This window comes from Gordonia liuliyuniae (assembly GCF_021738805.1).
In the GTDB taxonomy this organism is placed as follows: Bacteria; Actinomycetota; Actinomycetes; order Mycobacteriales; family Mycobacteriaceae; genus Gordonia; species Gordonia liuliyuniae.
The window spans coordinates 364,906-381,656 of record NZ_JAKKOR010000005.1 but is presented as its reverse complement, the minus strand read 5'-3'; the positions used below and the strand labels follow the sequence as shown (position 1 = coordinate 381,656).

Sequence of the window (16,751 nt, the reverse complement as noted above, 5' to 3'; positions counted from 1 at the left end):
ACATGATGCTTCTGGTTCAACTCATCGACGTGATCGTCGAGTACGTGAAACTGCTGGTCGGCGCACCGGGCCATCGAAACGTGTTCGCGCGCGTCGTCGCGTGGCTGGTCCTGATCGCGTTGATCGGCGCCGTCGTCGGCCTCATCGCGTGGGGCGTGTCGCTGATCCCCGAACTGATCGGACTGCTCAACGGCGACTGAGTCGTCTCCGGCCCGCTCGACTGTCCGGCGAGAGTCCGACGAGACGCCATCGCCCGTCGTAGGCTTGAGGTTCGTAGGCTTGAGGTTCAGAGCCTGCGGCAGTCGATGAGAGGTTGTGGGGCATCAGTGAGATCGGAACTCGCGGCACGCTATCGCACCGGAGCGGGCGACGTGTCGGCGGAACAGATCGACCGACGACTCGAACGACATCTGGCGGTGGGGGAGAACAGGTCACCGGGGGAGATCCTCGTGTCGGCGACCCGCGTCGACGGCGGCGAGGTCGATGTGCATGCCGTGCTCGACGACGTGCCGCTGCTCGTCGAATCGATCCTCACCGCGGTCAGTGACGCCGGGTACACGATCGTCGCGATCGACCACCCACAGTTGACCGTCGCGCGCGATCCGGCCGGCCGACTCGTCGGCCTCGACGACCACGGCATCGTCGAATCGTGGATCACGGTCGTCACCGCGCCGTCGGCCGACAGTGACCCGGCCGCGCTCGAGTCCGCCGTCACAGCGGCCGCCTCACGAGCGACGTCGGTCCGGGACGACACCGCAGCGATGCGCGAACGGCTGGCCGAAGTCATCGCCTCGATCGCCGATGCCGGGGCCGACCTCGAACAGATCCGCCTCCTCGAGTGGTTCGGGTCGCGGTCGAACTTCGTCGGGGTCGGGTACCGCGCCGCGACCATCGACCCCGACGGCGGCGAGGTGCTGGGCGTGTGGCGCGACCGCGGCACCCATCGACCGACGCCGGTGTCTGTCGACTCGGGAGTCGACGTCGATCGTGTCTGGCTGGCGACTGGGCTCCTGCGAGGACAGTTCCCGACCCTGGTCCGGGCGACCCGCGACGGCGTCGAACATCAGTTCCTCGGAATCATCACCGCGACCGGCGCCCACCAATCGATCTACGACATCCCCGGCGTGCGCGTGACGGTGAACCGGGTACTCGACGGCCTCGGATTCGCCGCCGACTCGTACGGCGGGATGGCCACCGTCGAACTGCTGCAATCGTTCCCGCTCGTCGAGCTGTTCGCCGCCGACCCCGCCGACCTCACCGCGCGAGTCAGCGACCTCCTCGACGCGCAATCCGCGCGGACCCCGCGCTTTCATGTCCGCCCAGGCGTCGACGGCCACACGGTCTCCGCAATGGTGTTCATGGCGAGGGAGGCGTACTCGACAGCCGTCCGGATCCGACTCACCGAGATCATCAAAGCCGCGCACGGCGGACAGGAGACGGAGTTCACCACGCGGCTGTCGCAGGCGCCGCTCGCGCAGCTGCAACTGCTCATGCACGTTCCGCGCCCGGTGGTCCTCGACGACGAGGAGGGCCGGTCCTGCCAGAAGCAGCTGACGGACGCGGTCCGCACCTGGGACGATCGGGTCCGCGAGCGCTGGAACGACCAGGTGCGCGAGGGCGGACACGACACGTCGCCGCTGCGGCTGCTCCACTACGTGTCCGAGCGCTATCGCGACGGGCGCGACCCCGCTGCCGCGGCCGCGGATCTGCCGATCGCGACCGCGTTGGCCTCCGGCGATCTGCACGTGGCGGTCGACGTTCCCGATACCGGCGTGTGGACGTTCACGCTGTATCTGTGCGACCGTCAGGCCGCGCTCACCGACGTGCTGCCGGTGTTGCAGAGTCTCGGATTGACCGTCGTCGACGAGCATCCGTTCACGATCGACCGGCCAGACGGGGCGGCCGTTGCCGTCTACGAGTTCACCGTGACTCCGGCGCCCGGCATCGAGACCGAACGCGCGCCGGACCTGTCCGCTCGCGTGGCCGACGCATTCGAACAGATGTGGTTGGGCCACGCCGACGTCGACCGCCTCAGCGAACTCGTCCTCCGCGCGGGCCTCACGTCGCGGTGGGTGGCGATGCTGCGCACGTACGCCCGATACCTCGGACAGTGCGGCTTCGGGTACAGCCTCTCGCACATCGCGGGCGTACTCGGCGACCAGCGTGCGGCGACCGACGCACTCGTCGACCTGTTCGCCGCGTCGTTCGATCCCGACGAGCACGACGACGCGCGACGAGACGAGGCGTCCGCTCGGCTCGACACACAGATCGCAGGCATCCTCAGCCTCGACGCCGACCGGGTCATGTCGGCGTTAGCAGCCCTCGTCCGCGCGACGCTGCGCACCACGTTCTACACCGAGTCCGACGGCTGGACGCAGCCGACGATCGCGGTGAAGCTGCGGACCGGTGATGTTCCGCAGGCACCCCAGCCGCGCCCGAAGTACGAGATCTTCGTGCACTCGCCGCTCGTCGAGGGCGTGCATCTGCGGTTCGGCGACGTCTCGCGTGGCGGACTCCGCTGGTCCGACCGACTCGAGGACTTCCGCACCGAGATCCTCGGCCTCGTCAAAGCACAGGCCGTCAAGAACGCGGTGATCGTCCCGGTCGGCGCGAAGGGCGGATTCGTCGTCCGTCGTGGTCCGGCGACCCGCGACGACGCGATCGAATGCTATCGGGCATTCATCGCCTCACTGCTGCAGATGACCGATGATCTCGACCCCGCGACCGGTCAGGTCGTGCCGCCGCGTCGCGTCGTGCGCCGAGACGGCGACGACACGTACCTGGTGGTGGCCGCAGATAAGGGGACCGCGTCGTTCTCCGACATCGCCAACGAGGTGTCGGCGCACTACGGATTCTGGCTCGGCGACGCGTTCGCGTCGGGCGGCTCCGTCGGCTACGACCACAAGGCGATGGGCATCACCGCGCGTGGCGCCTGGGAGTCGGTGAAACGGCACTTCCGTGAGATGGGCGTCGACGTGCAGACGCAGGACTTCACCGCCGTCGCCATCGGTGACATGAGCGGCGACGTCTTCGGCAACGGCATGCTGGCGTCCCGCCATACCCGCCTGGTTGGCGCGTTCGACCACCGCCACATCTTCGTCGACCCCGACCCGGACGCGGCGACGTCGTATCTCGAACGCGAACGCCTGTTCCGGCTGCCGCGGTCGTCGTGGGCCGATTACGACACATCGCTGATCTCCGCGGGCGGCGGCGTGTGGGGGCGCGATGTCAAGTCCATTCCGATCAGTGCGCAGATGCGCACGGCGCTCGGACTGGCCGACGACGTCACCGAACTCGAACCGCCCGAACTGATCCGGGCCGTCCTGGCGGCACCGGCCGACCTGCTGTTCAACGGCGGGATCGGCACGTATGTGAAGGCGAGCGACGAGGCCGACGTCGACGTCGGGGACAAGGCCAACGACCCGATCCGGGTGGTCGGTGCGCAGCTGCGTGTCAAGGTCGTCGGGGAGGGCGGAAACCTCGGAGTCACCGAGCACGGGCGCATCGAAGCGGACCTGTGCGGGGTGCGGATCAACAGCGACGCGATGGACAATTCGGCCGGCGTGGACTGCTCCGACCACGAGGTCAACATCAAGGTGCTGCTCGACTCGCAGATCGCGTCCGGCGCGTTGGACGCCGACGACCGGGTGGACTTCCTCGAATCGATGACCGACGACGTCACGAACCTTGTCCTCGCCGACAACATCGCGCAGAACGCCGAACTCGGGCTGGCGCGAGCCACCGCCGACGACGACGTCGAACTGCACGCCCGCATCCTCGCCGAACTCGCCGACCACGGCGTCGACCTGGAGTTGGAGGCGCTGCCGTATCCGCGTCGGCTGCGGGCACGTCGTGACGGCGACCTCGGCCGCGGGCTCACCAGTCCCGAACTGGCGACGGTGATGGCGCACGTGAAGCTCCAAACGAAGGGACGGCTGCTGGCGACGACTCTCCCCGACAACGATCTGTTCACGCCGCTCGCCGCCGGATACTTTCCGGCGGCGATCCGCGAGCGATTCCCGGAGGGCATCGCCGGCCACCGGTTGCGCCGCGAGATCGTCACGACCCGGCTGGTGAATCGGATCGTCGACGGCGGCGGTATCGGACACCTGCTGTCGGTGCAGGAGTCGACGGGCGCGGACACCGGTGAGGGCGCCCGCGCGTTCGTGGTCGCCGACGGAGTCTTCGGGGTCAGCGATCTCATCGATGAGATCCGGCAGCAGCCGGTGCCGGCCGTGGTCGGTGACGAGATGACCCGCCGTGTGCGTCGCCTGCTGTCGACGTCGTCGCGCTGGCTGCTGGCGCACCGTCCGCAGCCGCTGGCGACGGCTGCGGAGATCACGCGCTACTCGGACGTCGCCGGGCTGGTGCCCGACCTGAGCGGATGGCTGCGCAGGGTGAACGGCGACAACCTGGAGAAGGCGTACCTCGACGCCGGGGCCGCTCCCTCGGTCGCGCGTGCGGTCGCCGAGATCCCGTACCGCGTACATCTGCTCGACGTCCACGACCTCGCCGACATCGCCGACCGCGAGCCGGCCGAGGTGGGGGAGCTACTGTTCGCGGTGCTCGACCACTTCGGGATCGATCGGCTCATCTGGGCCGTCGACGGCCTCGATCGGGGCGATCGGTGGCACCTGCTCGCTCGGGTCGCGCTCCACGACGACCTGCTCAGCGTGCTGCGCGGGCTGACCGGTTCGATCCTGTCCATGAGCGAGCCGGACGAGTCGTCTCAGGAGAAGATCGCCGAATGGTCGGCGGGCCGGAGCACGCTCCTGGCTCGCGCACGTGCGACCCTCGACGACCTGACCGCGTCCGCACACTGGGACATCGCCACCCTGTCGGTGGCGGTCCGCTCGTTGCGTAGTGTGATCGGGTAGGCGACGACATCGGGTAGGCGACATCGGGTAGGGGACGGGAGTTCAGTTCAGTGACAGCACAGGCCGACCGACGGTTGTTCGACGATCGAGGACACCGCACCGACGCCGGTTACGTGGTCACGGTGCCGGTCCGGTGGTCCGATATGGACGTCTTCCAGCACGTGAACCACGCGCGGATGGTGACGTTGCTGGAGGAGGCCCGCATCCCGTGGCTGTTCTACGACGACAAGCCGACCTCGCCGATGCGTCAAGGCTGCCTCGTCGCCGACATGCACGTGAAGTACCAGGGACAGATCCGCCACGACGAGTCGCCGATCTCGGTGACGATGTACGTGCAGCGGCTGCGTGCCGTCGACTTCACTGTCGGCTACGAGGTCCGTCCGCACGGCGCCGCGCCCGACTCGAAGCCCGCCGTCGTCGCCAGCACCCAGCTGGTCTCGTTCGACATCGACACCCAGCGCCCGCGCCGCATGACCACTGAGGAGAAGGCGTACCTGTCGGAATTCGTGCGGCCGTGACCGGCCTCTCGCCGTATCGGGAGTCCGACCGCTCCGACATCGCGGCCTTCGTCGCACGCGCTCGCCGCGCCGACGACGCGGGTGTGCTGCGCTTACATGAACGCGACGACGCGCGCGTCGGCCTGTGGGTGCGCACCGGGTTCGACGTGTTGGCGACCCGCTCGGTGTTCGGCACGGTGACCCCGAACGACGTGGTCGCCGACGCGAACGCCATGGCGACCTCGTTGGCGGCAGGCGACGACGTGATCAACATCGGTGCGCTGCCGACGATCGCGTGGCAGGGGGCGCTGCCGGGAAGCGCGGGTTTCGTGCACGTCGACGACGTGCCCGCACGTGAGGTGATCGGTCTCGCCCGACGTGGCGCCGACGTCGCACGCGACGAGTCCGGCCCGATGGGCATGGTGCCGTCGCTGCTCGACCAGAAGGTCCTCTCGGTGAGCGGCGCAGATGAGGCCGTCGACGTCAGTATGCGGGCGGTCTTCGCGCTCACCTCCATGGGCTTCGTCCGTGACTCGGCGGGCCGTGAGATCACCGGCGACTCACCGCTCGAGGCGATCTCACCCGACGAACCCGTCCGCGTCCGAGCGTCCGCCGCATGGCTCCGTCTGGACGCCCGCTTCGGTTCGGTCTTCCAACGCCGAAACGTCCTGAACCTCAACGTCGGCTGAGCCGCCGCACGTCGACTGAGCAGTCGAGGGACCGTCCGGCCGACACCGCCCTCAGACGAGCCAGGCGGCGGTGTTCGGCGGCAGCAGCCCGTTCTCGAGCGGTGTGCTCACCAACAAGACCTGGCCGGGCGGCAGCGGGATCGGTGCCGCCGACGCGTTGAGGGCGCAGATGAGCCCGCCGGGGCGGCGGAAGGCGATGCACCCGTCGGGGGCGCCGTACCATTCGACGGTGTCACCGGAGAACTCCGGACGGACATAGCGCAACTCCAACGCCTGGCGGTACAGCGACAGTGTCGAGAAGATGTCTTCCAACTGTGCTTCGACGGTCAGCCCCGCCCAGTCGGCCGGGATCGGCAGCCACGTGTCCGCGGTCGAACTGAACCCGAACGGCGGCTCGGCGCCCTCCCACGGGAGCGGCACGCGGCACGCATCGCGGCCACGGTCCGTGTGACCGGAGTTCTCCCACACCGGGTCGACGAGGACATCGTCGGGCAGGTCGGCGTCGGGGAGCCCGAGTTCGGCGCCGTTGTAGATGAACACGGTGCCGGGCAACGCCAGCTCGACCATCGCCATGGCGCGGGCCCGCAGCGCGCCGACCGCGAGCGCCTGGCCGTCGGCCAGTCCCTGCTCGGCGGCGTCGGGCGCGTAGCGCGTCACCTCGCGCGGGACGTCGTGGTTCGACAACGTCCACGTCGGGACCGCGCCCACCGACGTCGTCGCGGCGAGCGACTCGGTGATCGCCTCCTTGACACGGTCGGCGGCGAAGTCGGCGCTCGCCAACCGGAAGTTGAAACCGAGGTGCAGTTCGTCGGGACGCACATAGTCGGCGAACGCATCGTTCGACGACACCCACACCTCGCCGACGTTCGCGGTGCCCGGGTACTCGTCCGACACCGAGCGGATCTCGCGGTGGATCGCGTGGACGCCCGGATCGTTGAACCGCGGATCGTCGTCGGTGTGCTTGAGGATCTCGACGGCATCGGGCATGTCGGGCAGACCCTCGGGCTTGGCCAAGCCGTGCGAGACGTCGATGCGGAAGCCGTCGACACCGCGATCGAGCCAGAACCGCATGGTGGTGCGCAGGTCGTCGAGGACGTCGGGGTGTGTGAAGTCCAGATCCGGCTGCTCCGGCGCGAACAGGTGGAGGTACCACTGGCCGAGCGAGCCGTCGGGTTCGGTGACGCGGCTCCACGCCGGGCCGCCGAACACGCTCGTCCAATTGTTCGGCGGCTGCGAGCCGTCGTCACCGAGTCCGTCGCGGAAGAAGTAGCGGGCGCGTTCATCGCTGCCCGGTTCGGCGGCCAACGCCTGCGAGAACCATGCGTGCTGGTCGCTCGTGTGGTTGGGCACCAGGTCCATGGTGACCTTCATGTCCCGGTCGTGAGCTTCTGCGACGAGTCTGTCGAAGTCGTCGAGATCGCCGAACAACGGGTCGACGTCGCGGGGATCGGAGACGTCGTACCCGTGGTCGACCATGGGCGACCGCATGATGGGCGAGAGCCAGATCGCGTCGACGCCGAGTAGTTCGAGGTAGCCGAGCCTGTCGATCACGCCGGCGAGGTCGCCGACACCGTCGCCGTTCAAGTCCGAGAACGATCGCGGATACACCTGGTAGACGACGGCGTTGCGCCACCAGTCGCCAGCGGGCCCGGAATTGGTCACGTACTGTTCGCTCACCGTCGCGATTCTTCCATATTCGTCACACCGGGCTGTTGATCAACGAGTTGGCGGCCATCTCCATGTACCCGATCAGTTGCGCGCGGTGTTCGTCGTCGAGCACGTCCGACTCGATGGATCCGATGGCGATCATCATGCAGCGCAGCCACGCGTCGCGCTCGATCGGGCCGACGTGGTACGGGACGTGACGCATGCGAAGACGGGGGTGCCCGCGCTCGTCGGAGTAGGTGTGCGGTCCGCCCCAATACTGTTCGAGGAACATCCGCAGACGACGTTCGGCCGGGCCGAGGTCGGTCTCTGGATACATCGGTCGCAAGATCTCATCGTCGGCGACCTCTTCGTAGAACCGCGCGGTGATCCGCGCGAACGTGTCGTGTCCGCCGACGTCGTCGTAAAAGGTGCTCACGGGCCCCATTGTCCACGATGGTCGCGAGAATGCGCGGGCGGACCGCAAACGTCTACGACGCTCTGTAGGCCCTATGGGGACATCGGGGAGGCGGTGCGATAAATTGGTCATCAGATGATCTGCACACGGCAGGTCGTGCGCTTCTCAATCCAGGCGCGAGTCGAAAGGGTGGGGTGTGGACCAGCTTCTTGTCCCCGTCGGTATGACGGTCGTGGTGCTGTGTGTGATCTCAGTGCTGCTGTGCGTCGTCTCGATGACGTTCTCGTGGGGCGTCAAGCGCCCACGGCCGAAGGAATACACGCTCGATCAGCGGTGGGACCGTAATCCGCAGTTGTTCTCCGCAACCGAGATCGAGCCGATGACTCTCGCACGGCACGCTTCGCCGGGCGACACCGAGGGAGGCTCCGCAAGTGGCAAGTGGTGACATCGCGCACGTCGATCCCGCATCGCTCCCAGTGGGCTCCGCAGTCACCTCGAGTGGCCGCGTCTCGGCAGCACTGTGGCCGCGCCAGGCCTTCGACACCCCGCCGTTCTCGCAGGACGACCTGATCCTGCTCGACGACACGCTCAAGGAGACCAGCGAGGTCGCACTCGTGCGGTTCTCGGTCTACATCGGTGACCTCGGCACCGACGTCGTCGCAGGCGCCCGCGCCGCACTCGCGGAGGCGCCCGAGCCGTACAACGCTGCGCTCCTGGCAGTTTCGCCCAATACGCGCGACGTCGTCGTCGTCTCGGGCTCGGACGTCGCAGGCCGCGTCAACGACCGTGTCGCCGAACTCGGTGTGCAGGCTGCGCTGGCGTCGATCAAGCAGGGTGACCTCATCGACGGCCTCGTCTCGTCGCTGCGCGTCATGGCGACCGCCGTCGCCCGCCCGTAGCACTGAATCTGCACTCACTGCAGTGAATCACTGCGGCCCCCGACCTCTCCGAGGTCGGGGGCCGCAGTCGTTCCAGGGGCGGTGGTGTCAGCGGTTCGACTCCGCGTCGAACGCGCGGGCCCGCCTGGCACGCTGCGCCGAATCACGACCTTCGACGATCAGTCGCCGCAAGGCGGCTGGGAGATCGTCCGCGAGGAGGGCGTCGGCGGCGACGATCGCGTCGTCGCGCAGATCCCAACTCGGGTACAGCCCGACGACGACGGTCTGCGCGACCTCACTCGTGCGGCGCGACCACAGGTCGACGACCGCGTCGAAGTAGCGCTGCGTGAACGGTGCCAGGAGCGCGTCCTGCCCGGGCCGGGTGAGACCCTCGACGATCGAACGGACCGTCACATTGGCGATGGAGTCGTCGTCGAATGCGGTGGTCCACGCCGCCTCCTTCGCCTCCGGGGTCGGGATCGCCGCGCGTGCCGCTGCGGCGTGGCGGGCGCCTGCGGCCGTATTGTCGCGGGCGGCTTCGGCCGCGATCACCGTCTCGTCGATGCTGCCGTGCGTCGCGAGCGCCTTGACCAGACGCCAGCGAAGTTCGTCGTCGACGACGAGACCGTCGAGGCCGACGCTCGACGGGTCGGTGCCGTCGAGCAGCGAACGCAGGACCGGCTGCTGGGCGTCGGTCGTGACACCGCCGAGGAACGTGTTGACGAACGCGAGCTGATGGTCCGAGCCGGCTGCGGCGCCACGCGCCAACTCGAGGAGACGGTCAGCGAACCGCGGCCACCCCGTCGACTCGGCCCACTCGGGCGCGGCGTACGCCTCAAGCGCGGTCGTCGCCTGCAGGAGCACGCGCTGGACGACGCCGACCTCGGTCTCGGTGGCGATGCCGCGGCCGACGAGTTCGATGAAGTCGCGGGCGCTCATCTCCGCCTGGCGGGTCATCTCCCACGCGGCGGACCACACGAGTGTGCGCGGCATCGGATCGTCGATGGCGCCGATCCGCGCAGTCGCCGTCGCGAGCGACTCGGGGTCGAGCCGGACCGAAGCGTAGGTGAGATCGTCGTCGTTGAGCAGGATCAATGCGCCGCGATGCGTGCCGACGAGTGCGGGCACCTCGGTGCGCGTCCCTTCGACGTCGAGCTCCACTGATGCGGTGCGGACGAGCTTTCCGTCGTTGGACGGGGCGTACACGCCGATCTTCATCCGGTGCACACGCGTCTCGCCCGCGCCTGGAGCCGCACCGTCCTGCACGACGGTGAACGACGTGATGACGCCGTCGGAGTCGGTCTCGAACTCGGGGCGCATCACGTTGATTCCGGTGGTCTTGAGCCACTGGCCGCCCCAGTCCGACAGGTCGCGGCCCGACGACGCCTCCAGCGCGCCCAACAGGTCGGCGAACGTGGCGTTCGAGAAACGGTGCGCCGCGAAATAGTCGCGCAGGCCGGCCAGGAACGGGTCGAGACCGACGTAGGCAACGAGCTGTTTGAGGACCGACGCGCCCTTCGCATAGGTGATGCCGTCGAAGTTGACCTCCACGGCGGCGATGTCCGGGATGTCCGCAGCGATCGGGTGGGTCGACGGCAGCTGATCCTGTCGGTAGGCCCACGACTTCTCGACGTTCGCGAACGTCGTCCACGCATTCTTATACTCGGTGGCCTCCACTTGCGACAGCACCGACGCGAACGTCGCAAACGATTCGTTGAGCCACAGGTCGTCCCACCAGGTCATGGTGACGAGGTCGCCGAACCACATGTGCGCCATCTCGTGCAGGATCGTCTCGGCGCGGCGCTCGTACAGGTAACGGGTCACCCGCGACCGGAAGACGTAGTCCTCGAGGAAGGTGACGGCTCCCGCGTTCTCCATCGCGCCCGCATTGAACTCGGGGACGAACAGTTGGTCGTACTTGCCGAACGCGTACGGCACCCCGAAGACGCGGTGGTAGAAGCCGAAGCCCTGCTTGGTCTCGGTGAACAGCCGCTCCGCATCCATGTGCTCGGCGAGTGACGCGCGGCAGTACAGGCCGAGCGGGATGGTGCCGTGCTCGTCGGTGTACTCGTCCGTCCACTTCGCGTACGGGCCGGCGATCAGCGCCACGAGGTAGGTGCTCATCAGCTCGGTGGTCGCGTAGCGGTGGACCACGGCGCCTGAGTCGACGGTCTCGGGCTCGCCGAGCGGTGCGCCGTTCGTGATGACCTGCCAGTCGGCGGGGGCGGTCACCGTCGTGGTGAACCGTGCTTTCAGATCGGGCTGGTCGAAGCACGCGAACATGCGCTTGGCGTCGGCGGTCTCGAACTGCGAGTACAGGTAGACGGCGCCGTCGGCGGGATCGACGAAACGGTGCAGGCCCTCGCCGGTGTTCGAGTATGCGCACTGCGCGACCACGGTCAGTGTGTTCTCGGAAGCCAGGTCGGGCAGAGCCAATCCGACCGATTCGTCGTAGCCGGTCACGTCGAGGTCGGTGCCGTTGAGGGTCGCGGACTTCAGGCGGGGAGCGATCAGGTCGATGAACGTCGACGCCCCCGCCGACGCGCGGAAGGTGACGGTCGTCGTCGACGAGAACGTCGACTCGCCCGGGCGTCCGTCCCCGTCGGTCAGGTCGAGGTCGACGACGTATGCGTTGACGTCGAGGAGTGCTGCGCGCTGCTGCGCCTGGTCACGTGTCAGATTCGGTGCGCTCACTCGGCCCACTCTAGTGATCTGCGGACCGCTGTGCGGGGCGGGGCGCTGTCGGTTTCGCCATCCGTGCGCGACAGCGGCGACGGCGTCCTCGCGGGCGCTGCGACCGATCCGGTGGTTCAATCGGAGTCATGGCTGAAAACGATCGCGTTGACTTCTGGTTCGATCCCTTCTGCCCGTGGTGCTGGATCACCTCGCGCTGGATTCTGGAAGCCGCGCAGGTACGCACCCTGGACGTCCACTTCCACATCATGAGCTTGGCAGTCCTGAACGAAGGCAAGGACATTCCCGACGACTACCGGGAGATGCTCACCCACGCGTGGGGCCCGGTTCGGGTGCTCGCGGCGGCGCAGGCACGGCACGGTGACGGCGTGCTCGCCGGGCTGTACACGGCGATGGGCACGGAACTGCACGACAACGGCAACAAAGACGTTCCGTCGATGGTCGCCGCAGCCCTGTCCTCGGCGGGCCTGGAAGCAGATCTCGCCGACGCCGTCGACGCCGCCGAATTCGACGAGGCGATTCGTACGAGCCACCACGAGGGGATGGACAAGGTCGGCGACGACGTCGGCACGCCGACCATCCACGTCAACGGCGTCGCGTTCTTCGGTCCGGTCCTCTCGCGGATCCCGCGCGGCGAGGATGCGGGGAAGGTGTGGGACGGGGTCGTCGCACTCGCGTCGTACCCGCACTTCTTCGAACTCAAGCGCACTCGGCACGAGGACCCGCAGTTCGACTGAGTCGGGCTCTGGTACCGCTCGAGGCCGGCTCTAGTACATGCTGGTCTCAGACAGTTCGTTGGGCAGCGAGCCCTCGGCGACGGCCGCCGGCGGATGCGGCGCCGCGACCAGCGCGACGTGTCCGCTGCCGGTGCCGCGGACGAACGACCGCGGCCGGAGCAGGATGGCTCCGCTGCGTGTCCGGTCGCGCAGCGCGGCCGCCCGCCAGGTCAGTACCGGGTGCGACGACAACGCGTTGACGGCGGTGATGAAGAATCCGCGCTCATGGACTGCTCGGTCGGCGAACTGGTCGAAGTCGATGGCGCTCAGCAGATACTTGCCCGATGCGAGGAGCCCGATCATCGGAGCGGCCCCGTCTGGCCGCGAGTAGTAGCCGTAGTTGTCGGCGGTGTACTCCTGCGCGCGAGACAGCAGCGACCCCAGAATCGGAATGCTCATGATCAGACTGCTGAACAGTTGCCGCCAGTACGATGTGTGCCCGGCCGCGATGTGCCCGATCTCGTGGCCGATCACGAACTCCAGCGCTTCCGGGCTGCGGGCGCGGCCGCCGACTTCGAACAGATCCGAGTAGACGACCACATACCGCCGGAAGCCGTGGCCGGACGCGAACGCGTTGATCTGGCCGTTGCCGTTCATCACGTAGGCGTCCGGCACGTACTCCATGCCGTATCGTGCCGCGGCTTCGACGACGGTCGTGAACGCTTCGGGAAACTGGGTCGGCGTGATCTGGACGGCGTTGGCGCGCATGCTGGCGTAGCCGATGCCGCGTCCCAGAAATATCAGGACCGGCAGTACCAGCGGGATCAACAGGAACTCGCTGATGAGTCCGAGCGCGACCAGGGTGATCACCACGGCGTACGCGGCGACTGCGGCGAGGACCGCGATCACCAGGACCGGGATCTCCCACGGGTGGCGGCGCGGAGCGCCCGCATACAGTGCGGGCGTCTGCCACACCGTCGTCGGCCCGACCGGACGAGGTGCGGCGGGAACGACGGAGTCGTCGACGCCGGGCACCGACGGGATCGGTGCGCCGGGCAGGCGGGTGCGGGGGATCGGTTCAGCGTTCTCCACCCCTCCAAACTATAGTGACGGCATGCGCATATACCTCGGGGCCGACCACGCCGGATTCGAATTGAAGAACCAGATCGCCGATCATCTCAAGTCCGCGGGGCACGACGTGGTCGACTGCGGTGCACACGAGTACGACGCCGTCGACGACTATCCGGCGTTCTGCATCGCGGCCGCTGAGCGTGTCGTCGCCGATCCGGGCAGCCTCGGATTCGTCCTCGGCGGGAGCGGCAACGGGGAGCAGATCGCCGCGAACAAGGTCAAGGGCGCGCGCTGTGCCCTCGCGTGGAGCGTCGAGACCGCGCAACTCGCCCGCCAGCACAACAACGCGCAGTTGATCGGTATCGGCGGCCGCATGCACAGCACCGAGGAGGCACTGGCGATCGTCGACGCGTTCATCGGAACGCAGTGGTCCGACGAGGCTCGCCACCAGCGTCGCATCGACATCCTCGCCGAGTACGAGGCCACGGGCGTCGCACCGGAACTTCCCGAACCGCCGCGCTGACCCGGCAGGGCGGCCGTGCCTGAAGGCCACACCCTGCACCGGCTCGCGCGTCGGCAGCAGCGATTCTTCGGCGGACAGCAGGTCCGTGTCACCAGCCCGCAGGGCAGGTTCGCTCACGAAGCGGCCCTGCTCGACGGGCTGGTGTTCCGTCGTGCCGAGGCGTGGGGGAAGCATCTGATCCACCGGTACACCCCGGGCCCGACCGGACCGGTGGACGCCGGGCCGATGGTGCACGTCCACCTCGGCATCTACGGCGCCTTCAGCGAGGAACCAGTGCCGATGGGGCAGCCGACCGGACAGGTCCGGATGCGGATCGAGGGCGCCGAGGTCGGCACTGACCTGCGCGGTCCGACGGCCTGCGAAATGTACACGCCCGACGACCTCGCCGCGCTGGTCGCTCGGCTCGGACCGGACCCGTTGCGCAGCGACGCCGAACCGGAGAAGGCGTGGCAGGCGATCTCACGATCGCGACGCGCGATCGGCGCGCTTCTCATGGACCAGCAGGTGCTCGCCGGAGTCGGCAACGTCTATCGCGCCGAGGTGTTGTTCCGTGCAGGTATCGAGCCGCACCGTCCGGGAACGACGATCACCCGAACCGAGTTCGACGCGCTGTGGGCCGACCTCCTGTTCCTCATGCCGGTCGGTGTCCGACGCGGCAAGATGCACGTGATCCGACCCGACGACGATCACGGCGCGCCGTCGTACGCCGCCGACCGCCCGCGAACCTACGTGTACCGCCGTGCGGGGGAGCCGTGCCGCGTCTGCGGAACGCCGGTCGCCTGGCAGGAGATGGACGGTCGCAATCTGTTCTGGTGTCCGTCCTGCCAGACCTGACCGGGGCTCGACACCGATCTTCAGGCTGCGCTCAGTGTCTGGGACGGAGATCTGTCAGAGTGCGGGGGCAGCATGGAGTTCATGAACGAGGTCCGCACACCGATCACAGTCCTGGCCGTGGGTGGAACTGGCGAATCGCATCCCGGTGACGACCGAACCGAGGTCACCGGCATGCTCGCAGGCGTCACAGACGCACTCGACCGCAGGTTCGTCAGCCGATGGGTCGGCTATCCGGCCACCTACGGGCCCACCGCGGGGCGGGACGGCATGGCGTACGTCGACAGCGTCGCCTGCGGGGTCTCTGCGCTCGCCCGGGCGGTGCGCGCCGCGGAGGGACCGGTGATGATGGTCGGATACTCGCAGGGGGCAGCCGTCATCCGAACCTTCCTCGCGCACCCCGCATCGGCTGCACTCACCGAGCGGGTGCTCGCGGTCGGGTTCGTCGCCGACCCCCATCAGCCGCCGGGCACAGTCGCCGGGTGCGCGGGCTGGGGCGTCGCAGGACCCGGCGCCGCGATCCCGGGAAGGGTTCCCGCCTTCTGGGTCGGCGCGCCCGACGACGTCATCTGCAACGCATCCGACGACTCGTTGATTCGGGACGTCGCCGACCTCACCGATTCGCTGTCGATGCTGCACGTGCGCCGCTGGATCGCGGCCATGTGCGCGGCTGTCATGTCCCGCCGGATGCAGAACGCGGACCGCACATCCGTCACCCCGAGACAGTGGCGTCGCGACACTCAGCGTGTCCGTGCGGCGTTCCGGGAGGTCCGCGGCTATCTGCCGCCCGACATCACGCTCGGAAAGTGGCGGTTGACCAACCCGCGCGGCGGGCGGCACATCTCGTACGACGGTGAGCCGTACCGTCGTGCACCGCTCACCGATCCGGACGTCACCGGGTGCCAAGTGCTCGCCCAGTGGCTGCAGGTGGAGGCGACCATGCACCGCTGCGGAGTCGCGCTCGCCGCTTGAGGCGACCGGGCGGGTGAGTGAAGACTTACTGACGAGACCGGGCCCCTCCCGACGATGTCGGAAGGGGCCCGGTCGCTGTCTGCGTGAGGCAGGCTAGTGGTACTAGTCGCCGGTGTACTTGCCGCCGACGGTGCCGCGGACCACGATCGGCGTGCCGCGTCCGACGTTGTCGAACACCCACTTGCCGTTAGCGGTGCTCACGTTGATGCAGCCGTGGCTGGCGTTGGAGACGCCCTGCTGGGCGACCGACCACGGCGCGGCGTGGATGAAGATGCCGTCCCAGGACATGCGCGTCGCGTACTCGACGTACGTGCGGTAACCCTCGGGCGAATCGATCGGGACACCGTACGTGGACGAATCCATGTACATGTCGCGGTACTTCTCCTTGGTGTGGTACACGCCGTTGGAAGTCGGGTGCTTGTTAGTGCCCATCGAGATCGGCATCTGCTTGATGAACTCGCCGTTCTTCCACCAGTAGATCTGGTGTGCGCCGTCGACAGCGAGTGCAACGTAGCCGGTCTCCGACTTGACGTTCGGCATCGCCGGGATAGCGGGCTTGGCCGGGGTCGTCGACTTCGGAGTCGGCTTCGGCGACTCCTTCTTCTTCTTCGGAGTCGGCAGCGTCGGGAGGGTCGGAGCCTTGGGAAGCTCGGGGACCTCGACCGGCGGGAGACCCGGGATGACTGTGACAGGCGTCGCAGAGGCAACGGCGGGAAGGCCGGTACCGAGGGCCGCCACACTGACTGCGATGGCGGTCAGGCGAGCAGCGCGGCTCGCACTCTTCTTCTTGAACACGTCGTTTCTACCTTCGTTTCGTCGTAACGACACGCCACCCCCGTGGACGCTGTCCGATCATCGTTACACAACCGTTGCCTCTCTGCCAATCGGAAACGCCGGGACGATAGAGGCGTATGCCGGATTTGCTCCAGATTTGCACATGA

Annotated in this window: 15 protein-coding genes; 10 read left to right on the top strand and 5 right to left on the bottom strand. The window is 68.0% G+C overall.

Annotation, left to right across the window (positions count from 1 at the left end; genetic code table 11):
* Positions 1–2 precede the first annotated feature (2 nt).
* The 4 genes from L5G33_RS07420 (at position 3) to L5G33_RS07405 (ending at position 6,063) form a co-directional block, all read left to right on the top strand.
* Positions 3–200, top strand: coding sequence for a hypothetical protein (locus L5G33_RS07420; protein WP_236997517.1), 198 nt, complete (start codon positions 3–5; stop codon positions 198–200).
* Between the two features lie 126 nt (positions 201–326).
* Positions 327–4,877, top strand: coding sequence for an NAD-glutamate dehydrogenase domain-containing protein (locus tag L5G33_RS07415; RefSeq protein ID WP_236997516.1), 4,551 nt, complete (start codon positions 327–329; stop codon positions 4,875–4,877).
* A 50-nt stretch (positions 4,878–4,927) separates the two neighbouring features.
* Entirely contained in the window at positions 4,928–5,395 is a 468-nt protein-coding gene (locus L5G33_RS07410) for an acyl-CoA thioesterase (protein ID WP_236997515.1), read from the top strand.
* A complete protein-coding gene (locus tag L5G33_RS07405; RefSeq protein WP_236997514.1) occupies positions 5,392–6,063 on the top strand; it encodes a DUF8185 domain-containing protein in 672 nt (223 codons plus the stop codon). Before L5G33_RS07410 ends, L5G33_RS07405 begins: the two co-directional genes overlap by 4 nt.
* Positions 6,064–6,114: 51 nt before the next feature.
* On the opposite strand, the gene L5G33_RS07400 is transcribed toward L5G33_RS07405, so the two are convergent.
* Positions 6,115–7,740, bottom strand: a complete 1,626-nt coding sequence (locus tag L5G33_RS07400) for a glycoside hydrolase family 13 protein (RefSeq protein WP_236997513.1) — start codon at positions 7,738–7,740, stop codon at positions 6,115–6,117.
* A 22-nt stretch (positions 7,741–7,762) separates the two neighbouring features.
* Positions 7,763–8,155, bottom strand: coding sequence for a globin (locus L5G33_RS07395; RefSeq protein ID WP_236997512.1), 393 nt, complete (start codon positions 8,153–8,155; stop codon positions 7,763–7,765).
* 166 nt (positions 8,156–8,321) lie between these two features.
* On the opposite strand from L5G33_RS07395, the gene ctaJ reads away from it, so the two are divergent.
* Positions 8,322–8,570 (top strand): aa3-type cytochrome oxidase subunit CtaJ, encoded by a 249-nt coding sequence (gene ctaJ / locus L5G33_RS07390; RefSeq protein WP_236997511.1) that lies wholly within the window; start codon positions 8,322–8,324, stop codon positions 8,568–8,570.
* Positions 8,557–9,024, top strand: coding sequence for a DUF5130 family protein (locus L5G33_RS07385; RefSeq protein ID WP_236997510.1), 468 nt, complete (start codon positions 8,557–8,559; stop codon positions 9,022–9,024). Before ctaJ ends, L5G33_RS07385 begins: the two co-directional genes overlap by 14 nt.
* 87 nt (positions 9,025–9,111) lie before the next feature.
* On the opposite strand, the gene pepN is transcribed toward L5G33_RS07385, so the two are convergent.
* Positions 9,112–11,697, bottom strand: coding sequence for an aminopeptidase N (gene pepN, locus L5G33_RS07380; RefSeq protein ID WP_236997509.1), 2,586 nt, complete (start codon positions 11,695–11,697; stop codon positions 9,112–9,114).
* A gap of 128 nt (positions 11,698–11,825) precedes the next feature.
* On the opposite strand from pepN, the gene L5G33_RS07375 reads away from it, so the two are divergent.
* Positions 11,826–12,434, top strand: coding sequence for a mycothiol-dependent nitroreductase Rv2466c family protein (locus L5G33_RS07375; RefSeq protein ID WP_236997508.1), 609 nt, complete (start codon positions 11,826–11,828; stop codon positions 12,432–12,434).
* A 30-nt stretch (positions 12,435–12,464) separates the two neighbouring features.
* On the opposite strand, the gene L5G33_RS07370 is transcribed toward L5G33_RS07375, so the two are convergent.
* Positions 12,465–13,505: a M48 family metallopeptidase gene (locus L5G33_RS07370; RefSeq protein WP_236997507.1), complete on the bottom strand. Its 1,041-nt coding sequence runs from the start codon at positions 13,503–13,505 to the stop codon at positions 12,465–12,467.
* 22 nt (positions 13,506–13,527) lie between these two features.
* Here L5G33_RS07370 and L5G33_RS07365 point away from each other — a divergent pair, with 22 nt between their 5' ends.
* The 3 genes from L5G33_RS07365 (at position 13,528) to L5G33_RS07355 (ending at position 15,810) form a co-directional block, all read left to right on the top strand.
* Positions 13,528–14,007: a ribose-5-phosphate isomerase gene (locus L5G33_RS07365; protein WP_236997506.1), complete on the top strand. Its 480-nt coding sequence runs from the start codon at positions 13,528–13,530 to the stop codon at positions 14,005–14,007.
* A gap of 15 nt (positions 14,008–14,022) precedes the next feature.
* Positions 14,023–14,841: an Fpg/Nei family DNA glycosylase gene (locus tag L5G33_RS07360; RefSeq protein ID WP_236997505.1), complete on the top strand. Its 819-nt coding sequence runs from the start codon at positions 14,023–14,025 to the stop codon at positions 14,839–14,841.
* Positions 14,842–14,922: 81 nt separating this feature from the next.
* Positions 14,923–15,810 carry a PE-PPE domain-containing protein gene (locus L5G33_RS07355; protein WP_236997504.1) on the top strand — a complete coding sequence of 296 codons (888 nt, stop codon included), beginning with the start codon at positions 14,923–14,925 and terminating at the stop codon, positions 15,808–15,810.
* Positions 15,811–15,912: 102 nt separating this feature from the next.
* On the opposite strand, the gene L5G33_RS07350 is transcribed toward L5G33_RS07355, so the two are convergent.
* Complete coding sequence (locus L5G33_RS07350) at positions 15,913–16,605, bottom strand: L,D-transpeptidase family protein (protein WP_236997503.1); 693 nt, start codon at positions 16,603–16,605, stop codon at positions 15,913–15,915.
* Between the last annotated feature and the right edge of the window lie 146 nt (positions 16,606–16,751).

What these genes read in the sequence shown, in the direction of transcription:
- L5G33_RS07420 (WP_236997517.1), top strand. Translation starts at nt 3, where the DNA reads ATGATGCTTCTGGTTCAACTCATCGACGTGATCGTCGAGTACGTGAAA.
- L5G33_RS07395 (WP_236997512.1), bottom strand. Translation starts at nt 8,155, where the DNA reads ATGGGGCCCGTGAGCACCTTTTACGACGACGTCGGCGGACACGACACG.
- L5G33_RS07375 (WP_236997508.1), top strand. Translation starts at nt 11,826, where the DNA reads ATGGCTGAAAACGATCGCGTTGACTTCTGGTTCGATCCCTTCTGCCCG.
- L5G33_RS07365 (WP_236997506.1), top strand. Translation starts at nt 13,528, where the DNA reads ATGCGCATATACCTCGGGGCCGACCACGCCGGATTCGAATTGAAGAAC.
- L5G33_RS07355 (WP_236997504.1), top strand. Translation starts at nt 14,923, where the DNA reads ATGAACGAGGTCCGCACACCGATCACAGTCCTGGCCGTGGGTGGAACT.